The organism is Paenibacillus sp. FSL R7-0163 (assembly GCF_037969975.1).
GTDB lineage: Bacteria > Bacillota > Bacilli > Paenibacillales > Paenibacillaceae > Paenibacillus_AQ > Paenibacillus_AQ odorifer.
Genome location: NZ_CP150224.1, coordinates 3,460,889 through 3,484,656 on the forward strand (window position 1 = coordinate 3,460,889; position 23,768 = coordinate 3,484,656).

The window sequence follows — 23,768 nt, forward strand, 5'->3', positions numbered from 1 at the left end:
TTGCAGTTTGATTTTTTGTTTCCTTTATTATCCTTTCCTTTATTATCCCCGGACACTTCCCCTGTACTGCGCGGTTCTAAGCTCACGAATATAAGGCTCTGTAGCTGGCATATCTGCCTCAACGGCCTGTTGAACGGCTAACTCGATGTCATAAGGCACTCTTACAAATTGCATATTTAAAGGAGCTGCTGACCCTCCCATGTATTCTCCCTCCATAATCACATAAGATGCCTGGGTTAAATCAAGCGGATTCCCCACACTGCCTACATTAAATAAAGTCTTGCCTTCTAAATGTTGAATAAAAGCATTATGAATATCCCCGTAACCTACGATATCCGCTTGTCGTTTCTCCTGGCAGAGATCAGAATAATCAAACAAAGATAATCGCTTTTCATAATCATCCCAAGGTTGAACACGTTCATACAGGCTTCGTGGCGAAGCATGAAATAATCGCACAAATTTACCACTTATCATAAACTCAATCGAAAACGGCAACGTGCTTAAATAATCAAGACGTTCTTGACCTAATAACCCGCGGCACCACCGAGCCATCTCAAAATCAACATCCTGATTCATTAAATCATCCCAGTTCCCCATAACACTGATTTCACAATTCTTTTTTATGATATCAACGGCTAGATCTGAGTTCGGTCCTTTTCCAACAATATCGCCTAAACAAAAGACTCTGCTGATTCCCCGCTGCTGGATGTCATCTAAAACGGCCGTAAGGGCCGGTATATTTCCATGAATGTCTGAGATTATTGCAATTTGCTCCACTGTAGAACCTCCGTATATATTGATCTTTAAAAAAGTTACTTATCCTAATTCTAATTGTACTGCATCAGCGACTGTGGCTCATTTATAGGGCTTTTTTGCTTCTCATTTTGCTACTTTGGATGATTTCAGCCAAATCTGAGGCATTTATACCGTACATTTCATCATTCCAGCCACTTCAGCCCATTTCTGCGGCATTTATACCGTACATTCCACCATTCCAGCCACTTCAGCCCATTTTAACGGCATTTATACCGTACATTCCACCATTCCAGCAACTTCAGCCCATTTCTACGGCATTTATACCGTACATTTCACCATTTCAGCTACTTCCGCACATTTCAACGGCATTTATACCGTACATTTCACCATTTCAGCTACTTCAGCCCATTTCTAAGGCATTTATACCGTACATTCCACCATTCCAGCCACTTCAGCCCATTTCTACGGCATTTATACCGTACATTCCACCATTCCAGCTACTTCAGCCCATTTCAACGGCATTTATACCGTACATTTCACGAGTCCAGCCACTTCCGCACATTTCAACGGCATTTATACCGTACATTTCACCATTTCAGCTATCTTGTTCTAGTCCCACTTAATCTTTTGTAAACTTTATGGATTGTAAAATATCCTCTATCCTCTTCATGTCTTCTTTATGTACTTCATCCACACTGTAAGGGAACTGCACCATAAATGACATTTCCGGTTCCTCAATAACGTAATAGATAGCTTTCCCTTTACTCCCTTCCTCTTCGAATACTTCAGTTTCGTACTTTATGGACTCTAACTCGCCTAAACTAGCTTTACTTTTTGTCAGCTCCGCCCCGTTGTTGTAATTCGTTTGGGCATCCCCGAGCCATTTGTTGACAAGCTCCATATCCTTAGGCTTAAATCCAAAGAGCATTACTCCTGGACCTTTAAGTCCCTCAGCAGGTTTATAATCAGTCGTAGAGACTATCAACCATAATGGCGCTCCATACTTCTCAGTTACAACCCAATGATCCGGATAGTTAAAGGTGATTCCAAAATTCGCATCCTCGTATTTAGTGGTATCCCTTGATTCATTACATCCGGTAATCATTACCATAATTAGTAGTATAGGCAGTAATTTCTTTAACATTCTTTAGCTCTCCCTCAATGTATGTATGTATATTATCTTTAATCCGGCTTCTAAATACAGATTCTATATTCCCTCTTACTTCCCTTCTTTGTCCATAAACCTAATTAAGCAAAAAAAGACCAGAATCACGTTTTCACATGTTCTGGCCTTCCTTCTAAGCTATGATATGGAGTAATCATAATTCAGGCATTTCATTCACAATCTGCTCCAATGTAACCTCCTGGAGAACATTCTCCATTGCTTTTTGGGCGAGTGAGAACACAGGTACAATTGCACTGGCTATATTCTTACCAACAGGACAATCGGGATTAGGATGCTCATGGACAGAAAACAACGAGTCCTCTTCCACCGCATTAACTGCCTTATAAATCTCCAGCAGCGTAATCTCGGATGCGCTACGTGTAAGCGAAGCGCCTGCGACTCCGGGGCGGGCATTTACTAGTCCTGCTTTTTGCAGCATACTCGTAAGCCGACGGATAACTACAGGGTTTGTGTTTACGCTACCAGCTATCCACTCCGAAGTGCTTTTGCCTTCTTTATTGCTGTCAATCAACGTTAATATATGAATGGCTACCGCAAATCGGGTGCTAATATTCATAGAAATCTCTCCTTCTGCCTTGCTGCAAAACATCATTCAGATGCAACTATAATAGTTACATTTCATGCGTTTGTCAAACTTTTGAGGATATGAACAACTTAAAATCTATCAATATTCTCCATATAGATTAGGATGGTATATTTTCATGAAAAAAGATCGCTGGGCAATATTTTTAATAATAACAGTTGTCTTTGAATTTATTAATATAACTTACAGTTTAATATTCGAACAATCCATAGAATGGTTTTCTTTGATTATATTAATTCTCTTTGTTTCTTTAATTGTTAAGTCTAATATAAGTAAAAACAAAAAAATGATTAAATACAACTGCCAAATGGCACTCGTATCCTAAGTATCTTTTCCTATGTGATCGAATTCCTTTAGAATCTCAGCCACCTGGGCAGCATATTTTTTACTCAGACGCGATTTGCCAAGATTACTCTTCACAATCTTAATGATTCGGGCATCTCGGCTCTTTGCAAATCTCTCCAGCATAACAAAGCCTTCTTCAGGCTCATTCGCCACAAATACACTCAAGCTGTATTCAAGTCCCTTAGATAATACACGAAAATGCTCAGCGTCCTCATGTTGCGCTCCCCCACCATCTATACTCTCCATGATTCGGGCAGCCAACTGAAGACAATATAGCGTATTTTCTTTCTTTTTTAAAAGAGGAGGATGCGCTAATGCCGCTACAAAAGCCCGTTGTTCAAGCCTGTTCGCACCTTTCTCCCACATGTCGATCAGCTGTCTAAGTAGGGTGAAATCATCCTCCCCTATACTTTGCAGCGCCATAGCAGATGCTTCACGTACCCTCCATCGCGAGTCATTCATAGCTGTCTTAATGATGTTTTGAATCACTACTTGCTGCTCTTCTCCACCGTAACTGTAATAAGCACCGAACGCCCTAATCGCACAAAACGGCAGAAACTCACGGGGATCATTCACCCCAGCTTCAGCTTCAGTAATATTAGTCCAAGAGACGAGCAGCTCCCAGCCTGTATCTGTTAGATTAGGATGCGCGAATTGTTTGGCGAAATGGTCTGAGAGCTCCAAATTCACTCGTGGTCCTGGGAGTTTACTCTCCTGCATCATCAAATCATTAAGCTGTACCCACAGCTCCTTATCGTTTACCCATTGCTGAAACGGCACTTCAATCATCTTTTGCTCAGCCATCTCTGGTCCCTCCGATAGTTATCTTCAGATTCGAACGATTCCTTGCATCGCGTATGCGAGTTTCCTGTTCCATCAATATTTGATCAAATCTCCAGCATTAATCACTCATGGACATTTTACATCACATCAATGGCTTATGCATATAACCGATGAGGGAATATTAACACCTTGGCAGAAAACTTCAAATCTAGATAAAGCGAAAACGTGCAAGACAAAAAGCAACTTATCTGTAGATAAGCCGCTTCTCTGTAACAAGTTCAATATCACCTAGGCTTAGATCGTTAAAAAGCATCCAATAGTTGCATGCAATCCTGGTGAAATTGGCATTGGTTTACCACTGAAACCTCCCCGGGAAATAAGGGGTTTTGCGCACATACGGCTAATTTATATTTCTCATCAATATGATACTGCTTAAAGTGATACAATCCGATTGCGTCATGGTTCTCCAATTGAATTCCGTTGTTTAAACGAAACGAAAACGAGTTCAATGGAAGAGATAATCCCTTCCCTATCGCTTTGATATAGCTTTCTTTAAGTGTCCAAAGGTCAAAGAACAGACTCATCCGGCCCATCTCTTCACATTCCGTCAATTGGACATATTCATCTTGCGAAAAAAAACGCTTAGCAATATTAAGATCGGCTTGCTGAATCTGCTCAATGTCAATACCGATCGGCAATTCATCCAATGCGCAAACCACCCATTCTCCTGAATGCGAAATGTTAAACTCTACAGTACCCCCCCTTTTTTTTAGGGAGGGTTTTCCGTAGACATTTGTAACAAACTCGATATCGCGGTTGTTCACTTTTAACCGTTTATTTAAGCTTACACGAACCAGCAATTCAGCAATAAGAGAATGCTGCAACGCTTCCACTCTTTTAAAGCGTTTAAGCCGCTCTCTCTTTTGTTGGGGGATGCGCCACATTAATGTTTCTAACGCAGGTTCAGATATTAGCTCAGCCACCTTCACCCCGAAAATCTCCATCGCTCATCGCTACTCCTTCAGCTCATAAGTACTTGCGAATCCTATTCATGAAAGGACAACACGTCATTCTCTATAAAAGCAGCTTTCTCTACAATTTTCCGCTTATAATTCCTTACTTTTGCATCATCTTTCTCTCCTTGAAGTGCAAAAAAACTATCCCGTGTTTCATCAGAAATTCCCCAGAATTTTTGCATCACCAAGGAAGTATGCATGTAGCTTTCTTCACCATCTTTATAAATTCCAAAATCAAAAAGCTGTTCCTTCACCTGTTCATATAGCTGTGTGCCAACATAAGGAACATTGATATTTATCACATAATTATCAGCCTTTAAGGCTTTAAAAAAAGGTAACATCTCTATATAATCTTGGTCATTGAATCCAGGGCATCCCAGTAAAATATAGGCTGTCCGTTTGATTCCCGCCTCCGCTGCCATGCGGAAAGCTTCCTCGACTTCCGTCAATCTAATTCCTTTATTCACCACTTGCAGCATCCTTTGGTTGGCCATTTCCACACCAAATTTCAAATGCACGCACCCCGACTGCTTCATCTTATCAAGGATATTCTGTCTCACACAAATGTCCACGCGCGCCTCTGCCCACCAGTGAAACTCAGGGTACTCCTCTTTTAGTTCAATCAGCAATCTAAGCATTTCTGAGGTGCGTTTGCCTAAGCCCGGCAGAAAGATCATATCTGAGAAATAAAATCCAAATACATGCATATGTTCAATGCGGTAGCGGATTTCGCTAACAAAACGTTCGGGAGACATAAAGGAGACATTGCAGCCGCGCAGCGAGGGCTGATAACAGAATGTACAGCGTTTGGGGCACCCGCGCATAGACATAATGTAGTCCCAGTCTTCCGGCTTATTTTTCTGCGCTAAATATGAATCTGTCAGTATCGGAAGATCGTTTAATTGCTGGGCCCATTTAACAGGCAGCATTCCCCTTGCATTCCCCTCTACTACAGAAACCGCAAGATCCTCGCCTTCTCCAACAATGATCGTATCCAAATCAGCCGTGTCCTTCAGCTTGGCATGTTTAAGCAAATGTCCATAACCAATACAGGTAACCTTATCTCCCCATCTCTTCTTTATCTCTTTTGCAAGGTATGCACAGGACTGAGTACTTCCAAGCTCGACAGTAGGCATTAGAACATCGCCAACACCAATAAACACATAATCAGGCTGAAAGCGCTCTAGCTCATTTATTACCATATCAAAGCTTTCATGCCCCCGAGTACAACGTTCCTGCATAAGCCAGCTGTTCATAGTCATACTGTACCGCTCTGTATAATCATGATCATCTGGAGCATTATCGCCATTAATTAACGTGACTGCATGACCCCTACGATGCAATATCTCCGCTATGTAATGCATAGCAGGACTGATCCTATTGTTTTTCGACTCAATAAGCCGGTAAAACGGGGGAATAACACAGGCTACTCTTTTACTCTGACGATCTGCCATTGATTTCGGCCTCCATTGTTAAATTTTAGTGAAACTGAGGTCTGAATCTGAGACGATGGAAGAACCGACTTTGGCAGCGGAACCGGGAAGTGTTCCAAATCTGGCACCCAAAAAACTGGCAGAGAATTGGGGCATCCAGCCATGCACATTAAAGCAGCCATTTCGGTCAAAACCGGCAATTAACATTCCCGAACGGTCGTATCTCCCTCTTGGAAGCCAAATCCAGTATTCCGAATCCGGGGTATTACCTGTCAAGAATCTCACTCTAGCCACGAAAAGAAGATACCTTTCCAAACTAAAGTTAAGATCCCCGCTGTCTTCCACTAAGTGTGCAACCTCTAGCCCTGTGTGTTTCATTAATGAAGGCGACAGTGCAGCCGATGTTCGAATCCAGCAATCTTCCTGCTCCGTTGCGGCTGTCACAAGTGGATCTTTTAAGGCCCAGCTTGAAATTCTTGTAAGCTCACCAATCTGTTCCCGTGTAATTCCCTTGGGAAAGCACAAAATAATTTCTCCATTTTCTCTCGATGAACGAATCTCTTCGCTTGTAAAAGGACAAGGCGATAGTTCGAATTTTCTGCCAATGATCTGATCTACCCCCATCCCACGATACCAGGATTCAAGCTCCAGACGCAGCATTTCGGGATCATCCGGTGAATGCTCAAGGTTTGCGGTAAACCGTTTGAGATCCGTCCGCTGAAGCACATTTGCGTTTAGCATATTATCTATAAGCTTTAACATTTGGTTCTTAGAGTTCTCCATTTCAATAAACCTCCTATACTTCTAAATCTTGTAGTATTCATTAATTTTTCTGCCTGCTGCAGTTAGCCAGCGATTGGACCGCAATGATGATATGTCTAATGTTTGTGCCGAATTCCCGGCTATTTCTTCACTGATTAGGAGTCCGGCGGCCGGGCTGTGCATAAAACCATGTCCGCTGAATCCTGACGCATGGTAAAACCCTTGGATTTTGTTATCAGCGCCCAGCACCGGATGGGAGTCCGGCGTGTCATCATAATACCCTCCCCAGCAGGATTTGATGGTTGCTTCCTGGAGACGAGGCAGCCGACGAAGAGCAGCTTCCAGATGTTTATATTCCCATTCCGGGTCTGAGTAGCTATAATCCGGATCTTCGCATCCCCCTGCAACAAAGGGCTTATTTAAGCCCGTTAACAGACCGCCTGTCTCCTTATGTAAGCCCAGCCCTTCCCCGGGGAACACAATAACGGGAAAATCGGCGGGCAGCCATGGGAGCACATCTGTAACCAACAACTGCTGATGGCAGGGGATTACCGGCAACTCAATTCCGGCTTTAGCAGCCACAAATTTGGACCAGGGGCCCGTAGCATTTACAACAACTCGCGAAGTTATCGCTCCTTCTGACGTTACCACTTGCTGTATCGCGGAACCGTCAGTAATAAAGTCCGTTACAGCGACTCCAGGATAATATTTGACACCCAGATCTCTGGAGAGCCGAATATACGTGCTTGTAATCTTATTGGGGTCGATCAATCCATCCTGCTTATTGTAAGTTGCACCGGTTACATCCTCTAGAACCAGCATCGGCAGCTTCTTTTGAATCTGCTTAGGCTCCATCCATTCCGTTTGCACACCCAACCTTTGCTGCAAAAGCATCGCATCATAAAACTCAGAAAGATTATCTTGTGCCGTGAAAATAAACATATATCCGCACTGGTCCATTTCATCCTGAACAAGGTTATACGAATCAAGCTGCTCCAGCAATCGAAAACTTAACTTGGACAATTCAATATTTATCTCCGTTGTAAACTGACTTCGCATCCCGCCTGCGCAGATAGATGTGGTTGCTCCGCCTAAACTTTCGCTTTTCTCAAGCACTACCACATCAGTTATTCCTTTTTTGGCTAAATAGTAGGCTGTACACGCCCCGACTGCCCCAGATCCAATAATAACAACTTCACATTTATCGGGTATCACCGAGAATTCTCCTTTTCTTCTATTTTGCTGGTTACAGTACTAAACTCTTTCAAAAGCGCTGACAGAAGCGCGCGCTCTTGCACATCGATACTCTCCACTGTGCGTGCAGCGATCCGCAACAGGTTAAGGTCAGGCTCAAGATGATATTTCACCAAAATGTTTCTGAGAATAAGAGTGGTTTCGTATATATCCTCATAGCCTTTCATAATGAAATCAGAAAGGTTATATCCACATTGAGATAAATATCCAAGCCTGTTAACCATGCATTTTTTGTGCTCCCAGAGTAAATGAAACGGACGAACACAATAGAAAATTTCGTTACGCGCCAACCTATCTAAATAGTCTAGCAGCGCTCCATACACCTTCATTCCCCAACACGAACCTCCATCTGTTCCCGGGCAGGTTACCATGGTTTCTGGCTGGCGTGAATAGTAATAATCCGCTAGGCTTGCGATCAGTGTAGTTGGCTCAAAATGAATCTTATCAGCTTCATTTAGCCGGACAGAGCGAATCGAACGCCGTTCGAATGCATGAGCGCGCAGCGATGATATGATCTGATCGGCGGGAAGCTCATGAAACTCGAAGATTTTATCGTAATCCGAGCCAGCAATACTAAATGTATGACTAAGATCATCATAGCCGTAAATCATAAAATTCCTTTCGAAATGAACCTTATTAAAATAGTGCTTACCTTCTATATAAAATTCATCCAAGCTTACTTCGACATACTCCTTCTCAGCCAGACAATCCAAGATCTGTTTTACAGCAACACGTTCAGGACCAAGCCTGATCTCTTTCAAATTCAGATAGGGGAAATGCCCCAAAGATTGCTCGGGTGACAGAAATTCAAGATCCATCACATCCATATTCGCTCCAAGATATAAATGAATATAATGGTTATGCAGCCAATCCATCTTTCTAGAGCAGACTTCCACTACACTGAGCAGATGAGAGCTGTTCATGCTGCTGTTCACCATAGGGTACTTGATCGGCAGGTTAGGCATCTGTGGCACATCCTTCACCATTTTTACTCCAGAGATATGCCGTTAAATCTCCAACCGTAGGAAAATGTCCTGCTACCAAAAGGTAAGGATCAAAGTCCAATTGCAACGCCCGCTCAACTTCAACAATAAATTTGATGTAAGTAAGCGAATCCATTTCCAGATCTGTGAACACACTTTCGGGCTCCAAGGAAATATCACACTTTACAAATAGGCGCAGCAATACCTCCACCCGCTGTTGTATTTGGTCCATCATATCCTCCCTGTCCATCATTTATCTCTGGCCTAATGTTCCTTCGCCTACTTGCAAAATTTCTTCCAACGACATTCCTAATTGAGATAACACTGATTTCATCAGCTGCCCCTGGGCTGCAGCAGAGGACGGTTCAGCAAGCATGTCCGCCATTCTTGCAATCGTAAATTCGCCTAGGTACAACTCCATAATGGTTATATTTGTATTGAATCTTTTGTTGACAATACTAACTAGCTTTAGAGCTAATAACGAATGGCCGCCCAGATCAAAAAAATTCTCGGCAATGCCGATCGCACGACCCTCCAAACTCAACAACTCTTGCCAGATAGATTCTATCTCTGCCTGAAACTCATTTTTAGGAAGTAGAGCGCTGCTCGCTTCTTTAAATCTCACATCAGGCAGCGGAAGCGCCTGGCGATCAACCTTACCATTTCGATTTAACGGAAATCTCTCAAGTCTCATAAAGATGCCAGGAATCATATAGGCCGGCAAATAAGCTCTCGCATAGTTTCGCAGCTCCGCAGCGGCAATCTCTTCATCGCTCACATAATAGGCAATCATAAGCTGCCCCCCGTTATTCTGCTTGAGCGGATGGACAAGAATCTCTTTGATCCGGTTGTAACGGCGAAATACGGCCTCGATTTCACCCAGCTCTATCCGCGCACCGTTGAGCTTGATTTGTTGATCTGTTCTTCCCCCATAAATAATCGTGCCGTCTTCGAGGAATTTGCCCATGTCTCCTGTGCGGTACAGACGTTCAGCAGCAGGATGTCTGGAGTAAGGATTGGGTACAAAACTGCGGTTGGTCAGCTCTTCATTTCCGATGTATCCTAGGCCCACTCCTATTCCACCAATGCATATTTCTCCGTAAACCCCAACGGGAACCGGCAGAAGATATTTATCCAGAATGTAAATTCGGAGATTGGAAATCGGTTTGCCGATCGGAACACTTGAATGGCCTCGGCTCTCCGCACAGTCCCAGCAGGTTACATCAATGGCCGCCTCAGCGGGCCCGTACAAGTTGAACAAATGCGCAGCGGATTTTGAGAAAAAAGAATCACGTAATGTGGTACTCAGCTCTTCTCCACTGCAAATGACATTTTTAAGTGAAATGCAGCTTTCTATTGGAAAGGAGTCCATAAACTGCTGCAGTAACGCCGGAACAAAATGAATCGTCGTAATATGCCTCTCGACAATCACATTCCCAATATATTCAGGATCATGCGGTTTATCCGGTCGGGCTAATACCAATTCCGCTCCATGCAGTAATGGCCACAGCAGCTCCCATACTGCCACATCAAAAGTGAGCGGTGTCTTCTGCAGCACTTTATCGGTCTCATCCAAACCAAACTGCTGCTGCATCCAAAGAAGCCGGTTGTATAATCCCTCATAGCTGTTCATCGCGCCCTTCGGGGTTCCGGTTGAACCGGAAGTATAGATAACATAGGCTAAATCGCTGGGTTCGACCGGCTCATTGTGCACAATTTCACACCTTAAGTCAGCTGAATAAGAGCTAATCCCGACGAGGACCACCTTATGCATCGGTTTAAACAGAGCCGCATATTGTTCCTGGGTGATGATCAGTGCACACGACGACTCACAAATCATATGGGCCAGACGTTTGGAGGGTAGCTGTGGATCAAGCGGCATAAATGCCCCGCCGCATTTAATTACCGCCAGAATTGAGGTGACTAGCTCAACAGATCTCTCCAAGCCCAACCCAACAAGGCTGCCACGCCCGATCCCCAATTGTATCAGCCTCGAAGCAAGCATATCTGAGGCCAGATCAAGCTCCTCATAACTCATGTTGTCTTCTTCGCTCAAAAATACAGCCCGCAGATGACTATGCTTCGCAGCTTGTTTTTTGATCTGGCTTATGAACCTTCGGCTGTCCAGACAGCCGAAATCCGTACAAGTATCATTCCATTCGTAGATCACTTTATTGATTTCTTCCGCGGTCAAAAACATGTGGCTGCTAACCGTAGCCTCCGGTCGCTGCAGCAGCTGCTGGAGAATGTTAATGTAGTGGTAATGGAATTGCCTCAATGAGGCCGCGTACCATTTATCATTGTTGTATTCGTAAAATAATTGCACTCCGCTTCCGGTATCATTAAGCCCAATCGTCAGGTCAAAGGCCGAAGAGCTTTTATCTGCCTTTAACGCTTCAACAGTTAGGTTGGATAACTCCAAATCCGTTTTGCCGCTCTGCACATAAGTAAACATCGTTTGAAACAGCGGATTTTCCCCTGGCCTGCGATCTGGATGCATAATACTGACCAGCTTGTCGAAAGAGACTTGTTGATAGGCAATGCCCTCATTAATTGTTTCTTTCTCTTTATTCAATACTTCAAAGAAGCTGTCTTCAGTCTGCACATTGGTGGTGAGTGGCAAAGTATTGGCAAAAAAACCGATAAGATTCCTTACTTCAATGCGGTTACGGTTAGCCATGGTTGAGCCGATAATCAGGTTAGACTGGCCGGTATATCTAAACATCAGGACCCGGTAGGCTGCGAGCATAACGTTATAGACCGTGAATTCGGGGTGACGTTTTATAAAATCCAGCATTTCATTATAGGCATCCTGCGGCAACTCTCCCCCATAATTGCACTCCGAATCGGTTGGCCCAGCAGCTTCAGGCATTGCCGCAAGGTTTAAATCAAGCCGTGTATCTGACGAAGCTAACTTGTTGCTCCAATAATCCATTAGTGTTGGATTGCCGGCATTTGCAATATATTTTTGTTCCCAGACCGCATAAGCAGAATACTGTACCGGCAATTCAGGCAAGCGTGCCACCCTGCCTTCTTCCAAAGCGTTGTAGATCTCCCTGAATTCATTTGTAAAAATATCCAGAGACAACGCATCTGAAATGCTGTGATGGAAACGAAATATCAGTAAATGCTCGGTTGGGCTCATCTGCACCAGTACCGTCTCAAATAAAGAGCCTCCATTTAATTCGAACGGTTTATTAATCTCCATTGCCAACCAATCGAGCGCCTGTTTCTCCATCTCTGACTCAAGACAATCCAACCGCTCAATCCTGACCGCTGCGGGCTGTGGAACCGTCTTTTGGTAAGGCTCCCCGTCTTTTTCGTAAAATACAGTGTCTAAAATTCGATGCCTTTCCTTCAATATACCCAGACATTCAGTCAAGTGTTTATAATTCAGACAACCCTTCAAGCGGTATTGTATCGTCATATTGTAAGCGGAGCTGGCAGGGTTCAATTGATGCAAAAACCATAATCTGCGCTGAGCGCCGCTCAGCGGAATATCGGTTAAATCGGAATCAGCACGGATAGGAGGGAGACTTCTATGCATTCGCTCGGCCTGCAGCAGCGCTTCCCAATTTGATAAACCTCGAGTCATACTTCATCCTCCCGATTCTTGGAATTAAAAATCATGCATCAGGAAATTGCCTTATCATTGAGCAACACTTTAAGACAGTTAATAATCGTCAAGGGAGACTCAAAGGTCTCTGGAGTGAGACAGTTGTCTGGAATCTGAACCCGGAAGACCTCCTCCAAATCGTACAGAAGATATAAAGCCCGGAACGAATTAACTCCCCATTCGGTTAAAGTTCTGTTCAAATCAGCAGCCTGCAGCGTCTCTTTCTGCTCTACTGAGGGTAAGGCTCCATTTTTGCGGATTAGTTCCATCACTGTCGCTTGGATATATTCCTCATCTCTGTTCATAACGGTCAAATCCCCTCGTTTTTTTCGATTAAGAAATTGCCGACCGCCAGCGCATCCATAGCGGAGGTATAGAAGGTTTTGATGGCGTCGTATGGAGTCTCACACACCGGTTCTCCTCGTGTGTTAAGCGATGTGTTCATTATCAGCGGAATTCCAGACAACTTATAATGCTCGGCAATAAGCTGATGCCAGACCGGATTCACCTCGCTTCGGACCGTTTGCGGTCTGGTAGATCCATCTACATGCACGATGGCAGGAACAGCCTGCCTTCTCTCTTCTTTGACTGTGTAGGCTTTCAGCATATACGGCGAATACTGCGCCTCCTCCACCAACCAATCCGCATGTTCATCCATAATACTTGGCGCCAGCGGTCTCCAGGATTCTCTGAATTTGATTTTTTGATTGACTTTTACATATGAATCATAACTTGCAGGACTGGCTGTTATGGAACGATTGCCCAATGCCCTTGGCCCCATCTCGGCTGCGCCTTGGAACCAGCCAATGACTTTACCTCTATCAATCAGTTCTGCCGTCTGCCGGCAAATATCGGATGAATAGTTATACTTCAAACCAAGCTTGTTTAATACCTCCGATATATGGTTGTCATCATAGGAAATTCCCCAGTAAGGAGTCTTCAGTCTGCCCTTTACAGGGAGAACGGAACGTTCTTTAGAGGCAATCATGGCAGCTCCGATACAGCCCCCAGCATCATTGGTTGCCGGTAATACGAAGATTTCATCGAAAATTCCGAGGCGTTCCAGCCTTCCATTCGTCGTACAATTGAGAGCAACACCTCCGCCTATCACCAAATTTTTACTGTTGCCTTGCCGGATGGTCTGCTGGCAAAGATGCACAATAGTGTCTTCCAGCGCCTGCTGCGCCGATGCGGCAATATCTTTGTGCTTCTTGCTGTATTCGACCGTATAATTGAGCCCGCCATACAGTGTATTATTGCTATAGATACGCTTTGGAGGATCACCGAATTTACGGTACATTTCCTTCATCCATATTCGGGTCAGCTTGTTATACTTATCCTCCAAACCAAGCGAACTATCAGGTTCTCCGATAGGAATCTCGTACCCGTCTACCGTCAACCGTACAGAAAAGTCATAGACTGACTCTCCATAAGAGGCTAATCCCATCAGCTTTCCTTCTCCCGATGCTCCAAGCTGTAAATAATCACTGACGATGGAATAAAAAAATCCAAGCGATTGTGAAATCCCGTATTCTTGCTTAACCTCAATATGCTCATTCTTCCCATAGGCTACTGTGGTTGAAATATCGTCACCTTGTCCGTCCATGACCAAAATCACCGCATCATCGAACCCGGATAAATAGTAGGCACTTGCCGCATGGCATAAATGGTGGCTGACCGAAATGATAGTGGGCATTTTTTTGCCTGATAATACCGGGTGCTTCTTGAATTTCTCCAATATCCCCAATTCTTCCGCTTTTTGCGGGTCCCATGATAAAGCAATCAGATCGACATCTTCAAAAGCAACGCCCGCTTGTGACAGACAATTGAGGAGCGACAAAACCGGGGGCTCTCCGTAAGCATGTTTTTTTCGGCAAAAACGCTCCTCCTCAGCATAGGCCACCAAAACGCCATCATGAACCAAACATGCCGCTGAATCATGTCCTAGCCCACCGCTTAAACCAAGAATTAACACGTATACTCCCCCTCTAAGTTTTGTTGATATTGATTGAGAAGCTGATTTACAATTCGACCTGTTTTGGAATTCTTGATTTCCGCGATGTTCTCTGGTGTGCTTTCACCCAAGACTTGTCCCCCCTCCAGGCCTCCCTCCGGCCCAATGTCAATAATCCAGTCCGCCATGACTAAGACATCGGTATTATGTTCTATCACAACGACAGAATTACCCGAGTCGACCAACTGCCCAAGCATATCAATCAGCTTAATCACATCATGCGGATGCAGGCCTGTTGTTGGTTCATCAAGCAAGTACAAGGTGTGGTGTCTACTGCTTTTGGAGAGCTCTCTGGCCAACTTTACCCGTTGTGCCTCCCCGCCGGACAAAGTGGTTGCCGGCTGGCCCAGAATTAAATAATCCAGTCCAATACGGCACATCACATCCAGCTTGTTATATACGGATGGTTCATCCGCGAACAGTTCCATCCCTTCTTTTACAGAGCAAGCCAATACATCTGAAATGCTATGGTTTTTATACTTTACATCCAGAATCTCCGGCTTAAATCGTTTGGTCCGGCATACAGGACATGGGGTCTCAACCGACGGTAGGAATTGCAAATTCACTTGCACAAGCCCTGCTCCCTGACAGCGTTCGCATCGGCCGCCGGGGACGTTGCAAGAAAAGTGTTTGGCCTGGAGATTACGCATTTTCGCTTCAGGCAGCGCAGCAAAAATATTCCTTATCGCCGTGTACACATCTGTGTAAGTTGCCGCGTTTGATCTTGCAGTCTGACCGATAGGGGATTGATCAAAGCTAATGACCTTATGCACATTCTCCCAGCCCTTAACATCTGCATAGGCATCAGTCTCGGTGCTTTGGGTAAAATGAAGCTGTGCGGATCGAGCCAGGACGTCGAACATAAGAGTCGATTTCCCCGACCCTGATACCCCGGTCAGCACAACGAGCTTGCCCAACGGGATATTCACACTTACATCCTTAAGGTTATGGCGATTGGCATTTGTAATCTCAATGCATTTCCCGTTCCCTCTGCGGCGCTGTTCAGGAAGAACCACCGTATCTTTACCAGCGAAATACTGCCCGGTCCATGATCTGCTGCACTGAATCAGCTGCTGCACGGAGCCAGCCGCAACCACTTCTCCCCCTTGCTTGCCCGCACCCGGTCCGATATCAATAAGGTAATCGGCCGCCCGCATAACATCCGGGTCATGCTCGATAACTAGAACCGTATTTCCAAGATCACGCAACTGCCGGAGCACCCGGAGCAGACCTTCGGTATCTATCGGGTGAAGGCCAATTGTCGGTTCATCGAGAATATACAAAACTCCTGTTAAGCTAGCTCCGATTAATGAGACGAGCTTAAGCCTCTGCATTTCTCCCAGAGATAAAGAAACGGTGGAGCGGTCCAAGCTTAAGTAGCCGACACCCACTTCAATCAAGCGAGCCAGCTTTTTTTCCATTTCGGAAACGATGTTCATAAGCGGATCCTGACTTCCCCCTAGCTGTTGAGCGGACACTTTACGCAACCAGCCAAGCAAATGGAAGAGCGGCATTGCAGATGCTTCGGTGATACTTTTCCCGGCTAGCGTAACCGCTCGACTGTCTGCGTTCAGCTTCGTACCGTGACAATCCGAACACTCTTGCAGATGAAAGAATTTTTCAATCTTCTCTCGATAGTCCGATTCGTGTCCACGTTCCTTGTATCTGCGTTCCAGGTTGGTCAGAATCCCCTCGAATCTTCCCTCTGCAGCATAAGTTGGAGGGGTCTTCCCAGAAAAATGCCTGATAAATCGCTGGCTGTATACACCGAAATACAGCAGATCCCGTTCGACCGTGCCCAAATCTCTCAAGGGTTTATCAGGATCAAACACAAATCCGTAATAGTTACCGGCTGCAACCAAATTATCGGCCATTAACTGTGCTCCATGAGGATTGCTCCCCTTAAGTGCACACTGCTTCAAGCTGAGGCTGTCATCGAAAATTTCTTGTAAATTCGGTTTTCGTTCAACCCCCAAGCCCATACAAACCGGACATGCGCCTTCAGGTTTATTGAAAGAGAAATGGGACATGGTCAATGCTCTAAGCTCATGGCTGCACTCTGGGCACACGGCTTTGCCCTCATCGGAATAGGACATAGGAAGATCTTGAATCTCTGTTTCGATCGACTCATAGTTTTCCTGCCAGATGTCAGCACTACTTGAACCCTTGACTTGGCTTCCGCAATTAGGACAAGCTCTTTCTCCGCTTTTGGTAAACAATATACGAAGCAAGGTGTACAAATCCGTTGTAGTTCCAACGGTTGACCGGGGATTTCGGTTAGTGTGGCGCTGGTCAATACAGATGGAAGGCGACAACCCTTCAATAGAATCAACCTTAGGTTTGTGGATAAAATCACTTATCATACCGAGCGAATCCATGTATTGCCTCTGACATTCCTGCTGCAAGGTATTCATGGCAAGCGTTGATTTGCCGGAACCAGACAATCCAGTTAACACCACTAGTTTGTTTCGGGGGATAGACAGAGATATATTTTTCAGATTGTTTTCTCTCGCACCTTGAATTTTAATCCAGTCATTCAATGTGATCGGCTCCTTCATGAGACATCGTCATATGCTGCCGTATGAATGTTATCCATTCGGTCTTCGCTTCAGAAATGTTCATCAGCTCACTGAAGCATGATTCATGGTTAAAAGCTACTAACAGATTTCCTTGCATCTTTGATGCTGGTTTTCGTTTTTTGCCGCTCCATATTTCTCCTTCAAAAAAACAATAGCTATCTTCATCAGTTATACAAACCCCGCCTTGAGACTGGTGGCTTTGATTTAACCAGACATACACCAACACTGTAAGGGAAGCCGGATCGGCGGTACCGTGACGTATTACTTGGTCTGCAGTCATCAGTCGGTCGTGTTCCCGAAATATGGATTTCTTCTTCAATAAATCCACATACTCAAAAAAATGCTGTTTCGTATTATAATCGCTCAGAAACTGACGAATAAGCGGACTATTCATAGATGCCAGAACATAAGCCTGCGGTTTTGTTACTAATAGTGTCTGATAAGCATATTTGGCGTACGTATATACAGAATCCGGCAGATTGCAGCTGTATCTCAGCATCGTTTGACGCAGCAACCGATGAAGTTGCAGCGGGTCAGCGCATTCTTTTAAACTGGGCATTGGGCATTCATCCATATAGCTAATTCCCGTTGTTAGCGGACGTGAGAATTTAAACACAATGCCATCCTTGAACCAGTTATTTAATCGCTCCACCGTCCGGCCTGATAAATTCGAACTTCCGGCAGCAGACCAATACTCCCTCTCATTGAACAGCTTGCTGATTTCGGTCTGATAATAGTAAGTACCTGCATTTAATTTAACAATCCGGTCTGTGAAAAACAGGTATGCCTCTCCAGTGATGGAGACGAGCAAACAATCGTAATTAACTAAACGGAGCTGGACGATATCCGAAGCCGCCAAGCCGCATAATCGGAGCACCGCAAAATAAAATGACATAAGCGGCGTACAATTAGCGGTTAATGGAAAGTGATCTTCAGCCAAGGTCAACAGTTCATCATAACTAAACGTTGGAGCAGTAAATTTGCTTGACCAGCTGCTGTTACGATCAGGCCGCTCAATCTGGAAATTGATATTTTCACTTGCAAAATGATATAAGGACTCCAGCGTCCCTAGAGCGGTTGGCTGAAACAGCAATGCTGCCAGATCAGCTACGCGCAAAGACAGCATATTGGATAGAATGGCCGCACATTCCAATTCAGAGTGCACTTCCCGGGAACGTATATTTCGTGGAATTGCCCGAGCGTATAAATTCGCCGGCAGAGGATCGTTGCTGTTTCTAACAATCTCCAATTCCGCTTTATTGGTCCACCAGAAGAGATCAGTCATGGAATAAGTATCGTAATGAATTAGATCGGCTTCGGCCGAACCAAACGGTAGCCAGCTTTTCTCGATCGTTACAACCTTCCATTCTTTTTTGTCTTCAACATAGCGCATAGTATAAATATGCTCATCCTTTAGCTGGTCAAACTGTTCATAAGTAAAGGTCAAAGTACAAGCAGCAACAATTTCAGCAAGACTTATTCTGACATTTCGTACGTTAAATTCTATGCAAGTCGGAACTGTTTTTTGTAAATACCCATGGAACCATGCCCGCTGTGATTCAGCTTCCATTTCATCTTCGAAATACTGGGTCTCCAGCCAAAGTTCAATATCTCCTGTTGTTAAAGCACGATGAAGACAGTCGAGCAATGTAACGGAAATGGCGGATGTATCCAATGTCTTATCCACACTTCTTCACCTCACCTTGCTGACATTTCGGATTGCAGCATATTCTCCAGATACAGTTCGAATTTTTCAGGCTGGGCCTCCGTTATAAATTCCTGCGCGGCAGCTTTAGAGGCTGCAGAAATGGATTCGTAGAGTATCCTGTCCGTCAGCAGCCGTTGCAAAGTCTCCACCCATATGGCAGTATCCTGTTCGGGAATAACCGGCATTGTATGTCCTGTTGCTTCATCCTTGTAAGTTTCCGTAATCGGCGTCACCGGAAGATTATAGTCAACCTTGCATTTCGATTGCATGAGGCCGCCTTGGTCGCTTGCAATAACAGGAATACCTCTTAGCATCGCTTCAATTACTGTCTGCCCAAAAGCTTCAGCGCAGATGGAAGGATGAAGCCACACTCGTACCTGTTCAAAAATCAAATTCATCTCGCGCTCCGGTTCAAGCAGTGTCACATTAGGCAGAGCACGTAAAGCGGATTGTTCCTCCTGCTTCAAATCGCCCCATGTAATTACCGCAGCAAAAGGATAGTCCGGAAAAGCTTGAGCCAGCTTCAGAAAAATGGATAAACCCTTTATCTCTGTAGGGTTGCATATCGCGATGTATCCTCTGTTGAAATTATGAAAGGTTGGAAAAATACCATCCCCATAAATTGGGAAACGTAGCGAAACAGCATTGGTATAACCACCCCATTCGGTGATATTATGAGCTACGAAATCACTGTCACCAATAAAGCCGGAGACCTGGGCAAGTTCCTGTCGGAGCAGCGGATTTTCGATCCAGCTATGCGGCCCAAAAGGGAGAGTGATCACATCATGACAAATCACAACCAATTTTGTTGCGCTTCCAGCCACGAGCTTTATTCCCGCAGCAACCATGGTGTGGTAAGCCATATTCACAAGAACCACGTCCGGATTGCCTTTTTTCATCAAATCCCCTGCTGTTCTGTATAACAGCATAACACTCGTGGTGAAATGGCATTCTACACCATTTACTGTCCCCTGAAGACTATGCGCGGAACGAATAATATTGTTTACCCCATGCTCCTGCAGCTGTTCCTCCACCTGTAACAGAGAATCTTCCTGGTCTACCAGATGGACTACTCTACATTGATGTCCCCTGGCAGCCAGGGACTCGAATACTGCACGGTTAGCCTTGACGGCCCCTTGATAATAGGCAAAATAAGCACCTTCAGAAAGAAACAAAAGATTCATCGTCAGCTGCTCACCCTTTCCGACTGTCCCTCAATATATGCCGTCAATTTTCCGGTATCATTTAATAGTTCCAGTGCCAGGTCATCATCTTCAATGACGATTCCAAGCTGTTGTTCAATCTTAACGATAATCTGCAAAGCAATCAGTGAATCCATATGGAACGCTTCAAGTAAATCCGCTTGCGCATCCAGTTCCTCCATTGTAACCTCCTTGCTCAAGACCTCTGAAAAAATAGCGGCCAGCTTACCCAGAATCTCCTTGTTCTGCATGCTTATATCTCCTCTCAGAAAACCTTTGGTTGCCGCTCTGCCGTATCTTGTACCAGCTGCTGCAGCATGTTTAAGCTCTTGGTCCGGGCGGAAGGATCAGGAAACGAAAGGGCTTCAACGGCAAATTGATCACAATACCCGCATACCGCACAATCCAGTGACCGGCAATCGACTTCTTTGAAAAAATCAATAAAACCTTGCAGCTTAGAATTGTCAATATAAACATCCAATAAGGTCAGGGCACGGATGCTCTGGCGGCTCTGCTGCGTTTGCCGGGAAAAAACCGCCTTTTCTCGTGTAACCGCACCGGCCGTTCTGCGATGGTTGGTGTGAACGATGTTCAAAATATCAGCCAAGTTCCCCGGATACTGCCTATCATGATAGGCTTTTGCCGCCTGCAACAGCCAGACAGTAGATTTTGACCGGTCCGTCAGCTTAAAACGGTGTATGCCTATCTTCTCATATTCCGCCAAATCCTCCGGCCTGATCCAGCGCGCCTTCATGATATTCCCTGGATCATTAAATTTCTCGTAAGTGCATTTGACGGAGCAATAATCCATAAAGCTTTGGTTATCCGTTCCACGGTTGGATGAGCCATGGCTCATTACATTGTCATGATAGACCTGCATTGGACATTCATAGAGACAGGTCTGATTGACAATGACCTGGATTTCACATTCAACGCTGTTCTGTATACGTTCAAGCAGCCTGAAATCTCTGGCTATGTTTTCTCTTACTGTGATCTCTTTGACGCCCATTGAATCAAAGTATCTTGCCCGTTCCACACTTTCGACCACCGCAAAGGAGGACAAGCTCACTTTGATCTCAGGATGTCTTCTCCTGCAAATGTCCACAAGCAGCTGATTGGCTAAGGTGATCCAGTCCACACCTATTTCAGCGGCCCAATCCATTTGATCTACAATTTGTCGGTAGCCTTCATCCTCATATTCCCTGTTGCCGAGACAGGAACTGTTCATCAAATAGTTAAACTCTTTGTTGTACATATGGGCCCGCTTAACCGCTTGTTCAATATCGCTCCGCGTACTTATCGGCATTGCCGCAGCCGATCTTCCGCTTCCACAGCCCTCCTGAGAAGAACCACCGAAGAAGCAGCTGATATATTCGTATCCGCCCAGCTCGTCAATAAGCTGGATATCGCCGTTATATGGAACAGATATCTTCATAAATTACACCTGCCAGCTATTTTTTTGTGCCAGTGCGATCAATGCAGCACAGCAATTCTCAGTTCCGCTTAAAGTCCTCAGCTTGGACTTATAATGCCCGCGAAGCTCAGCCAAATTATCGTTCAACGCTGTCTCAACAATCTTACGGATACGGCTTGGTCTGAATGCTTGAACGGGTAGCTTATAAGTGAGACCAAGATTTTGGAGCTGCGTACAATTATAGTCCCGTTCAAAATGTTGACCGGGAACGGTTATGCTCGGAAGTCCATGCAACATTGTCGTAAGCATAGTATCTTGTCCGCCATGAAAGATTACCAGAGCTGCTTCCGGCATAATTTCAGCAGCCGGGATAAACCAATGGAATTGAATATTGTCGGTATGGTCAGGAAGCACCTTAAGCTCATAATGAAATCCGCATAAACAGGCAACACGGTAGGGTTGCTTGTCAAAGATCTCTTTGACCAGCTCAATATAAATTAAAGGGGGAATGGCACTAACGCTTAAATAAATAAAAATTAGCGGCTTGCCCTGCCAGTCCGGATGCCACTGCAGATTTGAAGATTGTCTTGCCTCCAAATCCAGAATGTAACCGGCGAAATCGCACTCCTTCAACGCAGCCAGCTCCGGCTCCAGTTCCGGTAGTGTCGGTGCCATTTTAATTGTTGCTCTTGAAAATAATAATTCAGCCAGATTGGAAACAGAATCCAGTGAATAATCCGCCAACACCTCATTAAAAGCGGCGATAGCTTTGGCAGATCCCGGATACTGTAGGTTGGCCGGGAAGGCTGGATGGCTTGGCCAGCTCGCAATCATCAAAGCGGGAATCTGGGCCACGGCAGCTGAAATGGAAGCACTCGGACGAGACTCGGCAAATATGGCGTTGGGTTTAAAAGCCTGTATCGCCTTCAGTTCAGCCTCAACCGCTTGACGAATAAAGCCCGATTCTGCCATCCCTGTCCACTCTACATAATCGGCAGCACTGCGAACATCTCCGGAATTCCCTGAAGGAAGCGGAATCGGATAGTCATAAACCTGAAAGCCGTTGGCTCGGACAAAGTCAGCAAGCTTGCCGCCAATCACAAAGCTGACCGTGCAACCTTGGCTTTGCAGAACCTTGGCAATGCCCAGCGTTTTGCTCACTGATCCTACAGAACCGGAGCTAGGGGGGCTTGGAAGAAGCATAATTCTTGGCGGACTCACAAACTATTCACCTCGCTTCTATTGGACATTTCTTCGATTAAATAAGGAATCGCATGGGCGTAAGTAGGGTATGCCAGCCGTACATCGGCATTCTTTTTTATCTTTTCGTTTCCCATACGTACGGAAAGGGCGCGTAAACCATGTATACTTAGTCTGATACGATCAGTGACAGCCTCAGGAGAAATCCATTGTATTTCAGACAGTTGAGCATATTTCCGAACCTCTTTTATCAATTCCTCCTGTGTTAGAGGAAGATCATCACTCACGTTATAAATCTCTTGAACAGCAAGATTACTCCAGGCCAACTGCATCATTGAAATAACATCATCAATATGCACTTTAGATGAATAACTGCGCCCGTTCCCCAGCATCTGAGTGCAGCGCATTAATTGCCGGATATAATTATGCTCAAGCGGGCCGTACACTTCAGCGATCCTGAGAATGATATAAGAAAATTTCGCATGGGTGCAGTATTGCTGGACCAGCCGCTCCATTTCGAGTGTAATTCTTCCAAATGGATGAACGGGATGGCACAGTGCAGATTCATCGGCCACACAAACGTTGTCGCTTCCATATACAGCCCCATTGCTTGCCACAATGAACTTGCCATACGTTCCGCTGCGCAAAAGTTGGTCCAGCAGATTCCGCGTCCCCTCTACATACAGCTGCCTCATCCGGGACACAGAACCAGAATGTTTGCCGGCAAGATGATAGACGACATCAATATCCTCCCCTATGCCATCCATCGTTTCAGGGTTCAGAACGTCGCCTACCCACAGTTCCATACCCAATTCTGCAAGTGTTTCGCCAACGCCTTTTTCCTTCGGCAATACAAGCCCTCTGACAGCATGTCCCTGTTCCAGTAAACTGCTTGTTAACCTGCTCCCGATAAAACCGCTGCAACCTGTCACAA

Annotated in this window: 19 protein-coding genes and 1 pseudogene; all 20 read right to left on the reverse strand. The window is 45.1% G+C overall.

Going from position 1 to position 23,768, the window contains the following annotated elements; all coding sequences use genetic code 11:
• Positions 1 to 42 precede the first annotated feature (42 nt).
• On the reverse strand, positions 43 to 777 hold the full coding sequence (locus tag NST45_RS15495; RefSeq protein ID WP_076212743.1) for a metallophosphoesterase family protein: 735 nt from the start codon (positions 775 to 777) through the stop codon (positions 43 to 45).
• A gap of 598 nt (positions 778 to 1,375) precedes the next feature.
• Entirely contained in the window at positions 1,376 to 1,900 is a 525-nt protein-coding gene (locus tag NST45_RS15500; protein ID WP_036685952.1) for a hypothetical protein, read from the reverse strand.
• A gap of 175 nt (positions 1,901 to 2,075) precedes the next feature.
• A complete protein-coding gene (locus tag NST45_RS15505; protein ID WP_036685950.1) occupies positions 2,076 to 2,498 on the reverse strand; it encodes an Rrf2 family transcriptional regulator in 423 nt (140 codons plus the stop codon).
• A 348-nt stretch (positions 2,499 to 2,846) separates the two neighbouring features.
• Positions 2,847 to 3,674 (reverse strand): hypothetical protein, encoded by an 828-nt coding sequence (locus NST45_RS15510; protein WP_051491424.1) that lies wholly within the window; start codon positions 3,672 to 3,674, stop codon positions 2,847 to 2,849.
• Positions 3,675 to 4,051: 377 nt separating this feature from the next.
• A pseudogene (locus tag NST45_RS15515) lies at positions 4,052 to 4,657 on the reverse strand (4'-phosphopantetheinyl transferase superfamily protein); the annotation flags it as partial.
• Between the two features lie 41 nt (positions 4,658 to 4,698).
• On the reverse strand, positions 4,699 to 6,123 hold the full coding sequence (locus tag NST45_RS15520; RefSeq protein WP_036685945.1) for a radical SAM protein: 1,425 nt from the start codon (positions 6,121 to 6,123) through the stop codon (positions 4,699 to 4,701).
• A gap of 18 nt (positions 6,124 to 6,141) precedes the next feature.
• Entirely contained in the window at positions 6,142 to 6,885 is a 744-nt protein-coding gene (locus NST45_RS15525; protein ID WP_036685943.1) for a hypothetical protein, read from the reverse strand.
• 21 nt (positions 6,886 to 6,906) lie between these two features.
• Positions 6,907 to 8,079, reverse strand: coding sequence for an FAD-binding oxidoreductase (locus tag NST45_RS15530; RefSeq protein WP_076100684.1), 1,173 nt, complete (start codon positions 8,077 to 8,079; stop codon positions 6,907 to 6,909).
• Positions 8,076 to 9,083 carry a hypothetical protein gene (locus NST45_RS15535; RefSeq protein ID WP_076272862.1) on the reverse strand — a complete coding sequence of 336 codons (1,008 nt, stop codon included), beginning with the start codon at positions 9,081 to 9,083 and terminating at the stop codon, positions 8,076 to 8,078. The genes NST45_RS15530 and NST45_RS15535 overlap by 4 nt, the downstream gene beginning before the upstream one ends.
• Complete coding sequence (locus NST45_RS15540; protein ID WP_162164283.1) at positions 9,076 to 9,336, reverse strand: acyl carrier protein; 261 nt, start codon at positions 9,334 to 9,336, stop codon at positions 9,076 to 9,078. Before NST45_RS15540 ends, NST45_RS15535 begins: the two co-directional genes overlap by 8 nt.
• Before the next feature lie 18 nt (positions 9,337 to 9,354).
• Entirely contained in the window at positions 9,355 to 12,696 is a 3,342-nt protein-coding gene (locus NST45_RS15545; protein WP_076100688.1) for a non-ribosomal peptide synthetase, read from the reverse strand.
• 38 nt (positions 12,697 to 12,734) lie between these two features.
• Entirely contained in the window at positions 12,735 to 13,022 is a 288-nt protein-coding gene (locus NST45_RS15550; protein ID WP_036685933.1) for a hypothetical protein, read from the reverse strand.
• Positions 13,023 to 13,027: 5 nt separating this feature from the next.
• A complete protein-coding gene (locus tag NST45_RS15555) occupies positions 13,028 to 14,692 on the reverse strand; it encodes a carbamoyltransferase C-terminal domain-containing protein (protein WP_076100690.1) in 1,665 nt (554 codons plus the stop codon).
• Positions 14,686 to 17,271 carry an excinuclease ABC subunit UvrA gene (gene uvrA / locus NST45_RS15560; protein WP_076100692.1) on the reverse strand — a complete coding sequence of 862 codons (2,586 nt, stop codon included), beginning with the start codon at positions 17,269 to 17,271 and terminating at the stop codon, positions 14,686 to 14,688. Before uvrA ends, NST45_RS15555 begins: the two co-directional genes overlap by 7 nt.
• Positions 17,264 to 18,997 (reverse strand): hypothetical protein, encoded by a 1,734-nt coding sequence (locus NST45_RS15565; protein WP_339823117.1) that lies wholly within the window; start codon positions 18,995 to 18,997, stop codon positions 17,264 to 17,266. Before NST45_RS15565 ends, uvrA begins: the two co-directional genes overlap by 8 nt.
• 11 nt (positions 18,998 to 19,008) lie before the next feature.
• Positions 19,009 to 20,202, reverse strand: coding sequence for a glycosyltransferase (locus NST45_RS15570; RefSeq protein WP_076100695.1), 1,194 nt, complete (start codon positions 20,200 to 20,202; stop codon positions 19,009 to 19,011).
• A gap of 2 nt (positions 20,203 to 20,204) precedes the next feature.
• A complete protein-coding gene (locus tag NST45_RS15575) occupies positions 20,205 to 20,471 on the reverse strand; it encodes an acyl carrier protein (RefSeq protein WP_036685924.1) in 267 nt (88 codons plus the stop codon).
• 14 nt (positions 20,472 to 20,485) lie between these two features.
• Positions 20,486 to 21,655, reverse strand: coding sequence for a peptidase U32 family protein (locus tag NST45_RS15580; RefSeq protein ID WP_076100697.1), 1,170 nt, complete (start codon positions 21,653 to 21,655; stop codon positions 20,486 to 20,488).
• Positions 21,656 to 21,658: 3 nt separating this feature from the next.
• Complete coding sequence (locus tag NST45_RS15585; RefSeq protein WP_036685920.1) at positions 21,659 to 22,855, reverse strand: nucleotide disphospho-sugar-binding domain-containing protein; 1,197 nt, start codon at positions 22,853 to 22,855, stop codon at positions 21,659 to 21,661.
• The gene (locus NST45_RS15590) at positions 22,852 to 23,766 is read right to left on the reverse strand and encodes an NAD(P)-dependent oxidoreductase (RefSeq protein ID WP_038570110.1); all 915 of its coding nucleotides are present in this window, start codon (positions 23,764 to 23,766) and stop codon (positions 22,852 to 22,854) included. The genes NST45_RS15585 and NST45_RS15590 overlap by 4 nt, the downstream gene beginning before the upstream one ends.
• Positions 23,767 to 23,768 lie beyond the last annotated feature (2 nt).

What these genes read in the sequence shown, in the direction of transcription:
- NST45_RS15500 (WP_036685952.1), bottom strand. Translation starts at nt 1,900, where the DNA reads ATGTTAAAGAAATTACTGCCTATACTACTAATTATGGTAATGATTACC.
- NST45_RS15505 (WP_036685950.1), bottom strand. Translation starts at nt 2,498, where the DNA reads ATGAATATTAGCACCCGATTTGCGGTAGCCATTCATATATTAACGTTG.
- NST45_RS15510 (WP_051491424.1), bottom strand. Translation starts at nt 3,674, where the DNA reads ATGGCTGAGCAAAAGATGATTGAAGTGCCGTTTCAGCAATGGGTAAAC.
- NST45_RS15520 (WP_036685945.1), bottom strand. Translation starts at nt 6,123, where the DNA reads ATGGCAGATCGTCAGAGTAAAAGAGTAGCCTGTGTTATTCCCCCGTTT.
- NST45_RS15525 (WP_036685943.1), bottom strand. Translation starts at nt 6,885, where the DNA reads ATGGAGAACTCTAAGAACCAAATGTTAAAGCTTATAGATAATATGCTA.
- NST45_RS15535 (WP_076272862.1), bottom strand. Translation starts at nt 9,083, where the DNA reads ATGCCTAACCTGCCGATCAAGTACCCTATGGTGAACAGCAGCATGAAC.
- NST45_RS15540 (WP_162164283.1), bottom strand. Translation starts at nt 9,336, where the DNA reads ATGATGGACCAAATACAACAGCGGGTGGAGGTATTGCTGCGCCTATTT.
- NST45_RS15545 (WP_076100688.1), bottom strand. Translation starts at nt 12,696, where the DNA reads ATGACTCGAGGTTTATCAAATTGGGAAGCGCTGCTGCAGGCCGAGCGA.
- NST45_RS15550 (WP_036685933.1), bottom strand. Translation starts at nt 13,022, where the DNA reads ATGAACAGAGATGAGGAATATATCCAAGCGACAGTGATGGAACTAATC.
- NST45_RS15570 (WP_076100695.1), bottom strand. Translation starts at nt 20,202, where the DNA reads ATGAATCTTTTGTTTCTTTCTGAAGGTGCTTATTTTGCCTATTATCAA.
- NST45_RS15575 (WP_036685924.1), bottom strand. Translation starts at nt 20,471, where the DNA reads ATGCAGAACAAGGAGATTCTGGGTAAGCTGGCCGCTATTTTTTCAGAG.
- NST45_RS15580 (WP_076100697.1), bottom strand. Translation starts at nt 21,655, where the DNA reads ATGAAGATATCTGTTCCATATAACGGCGATATCCAGCTTATTGACGAG.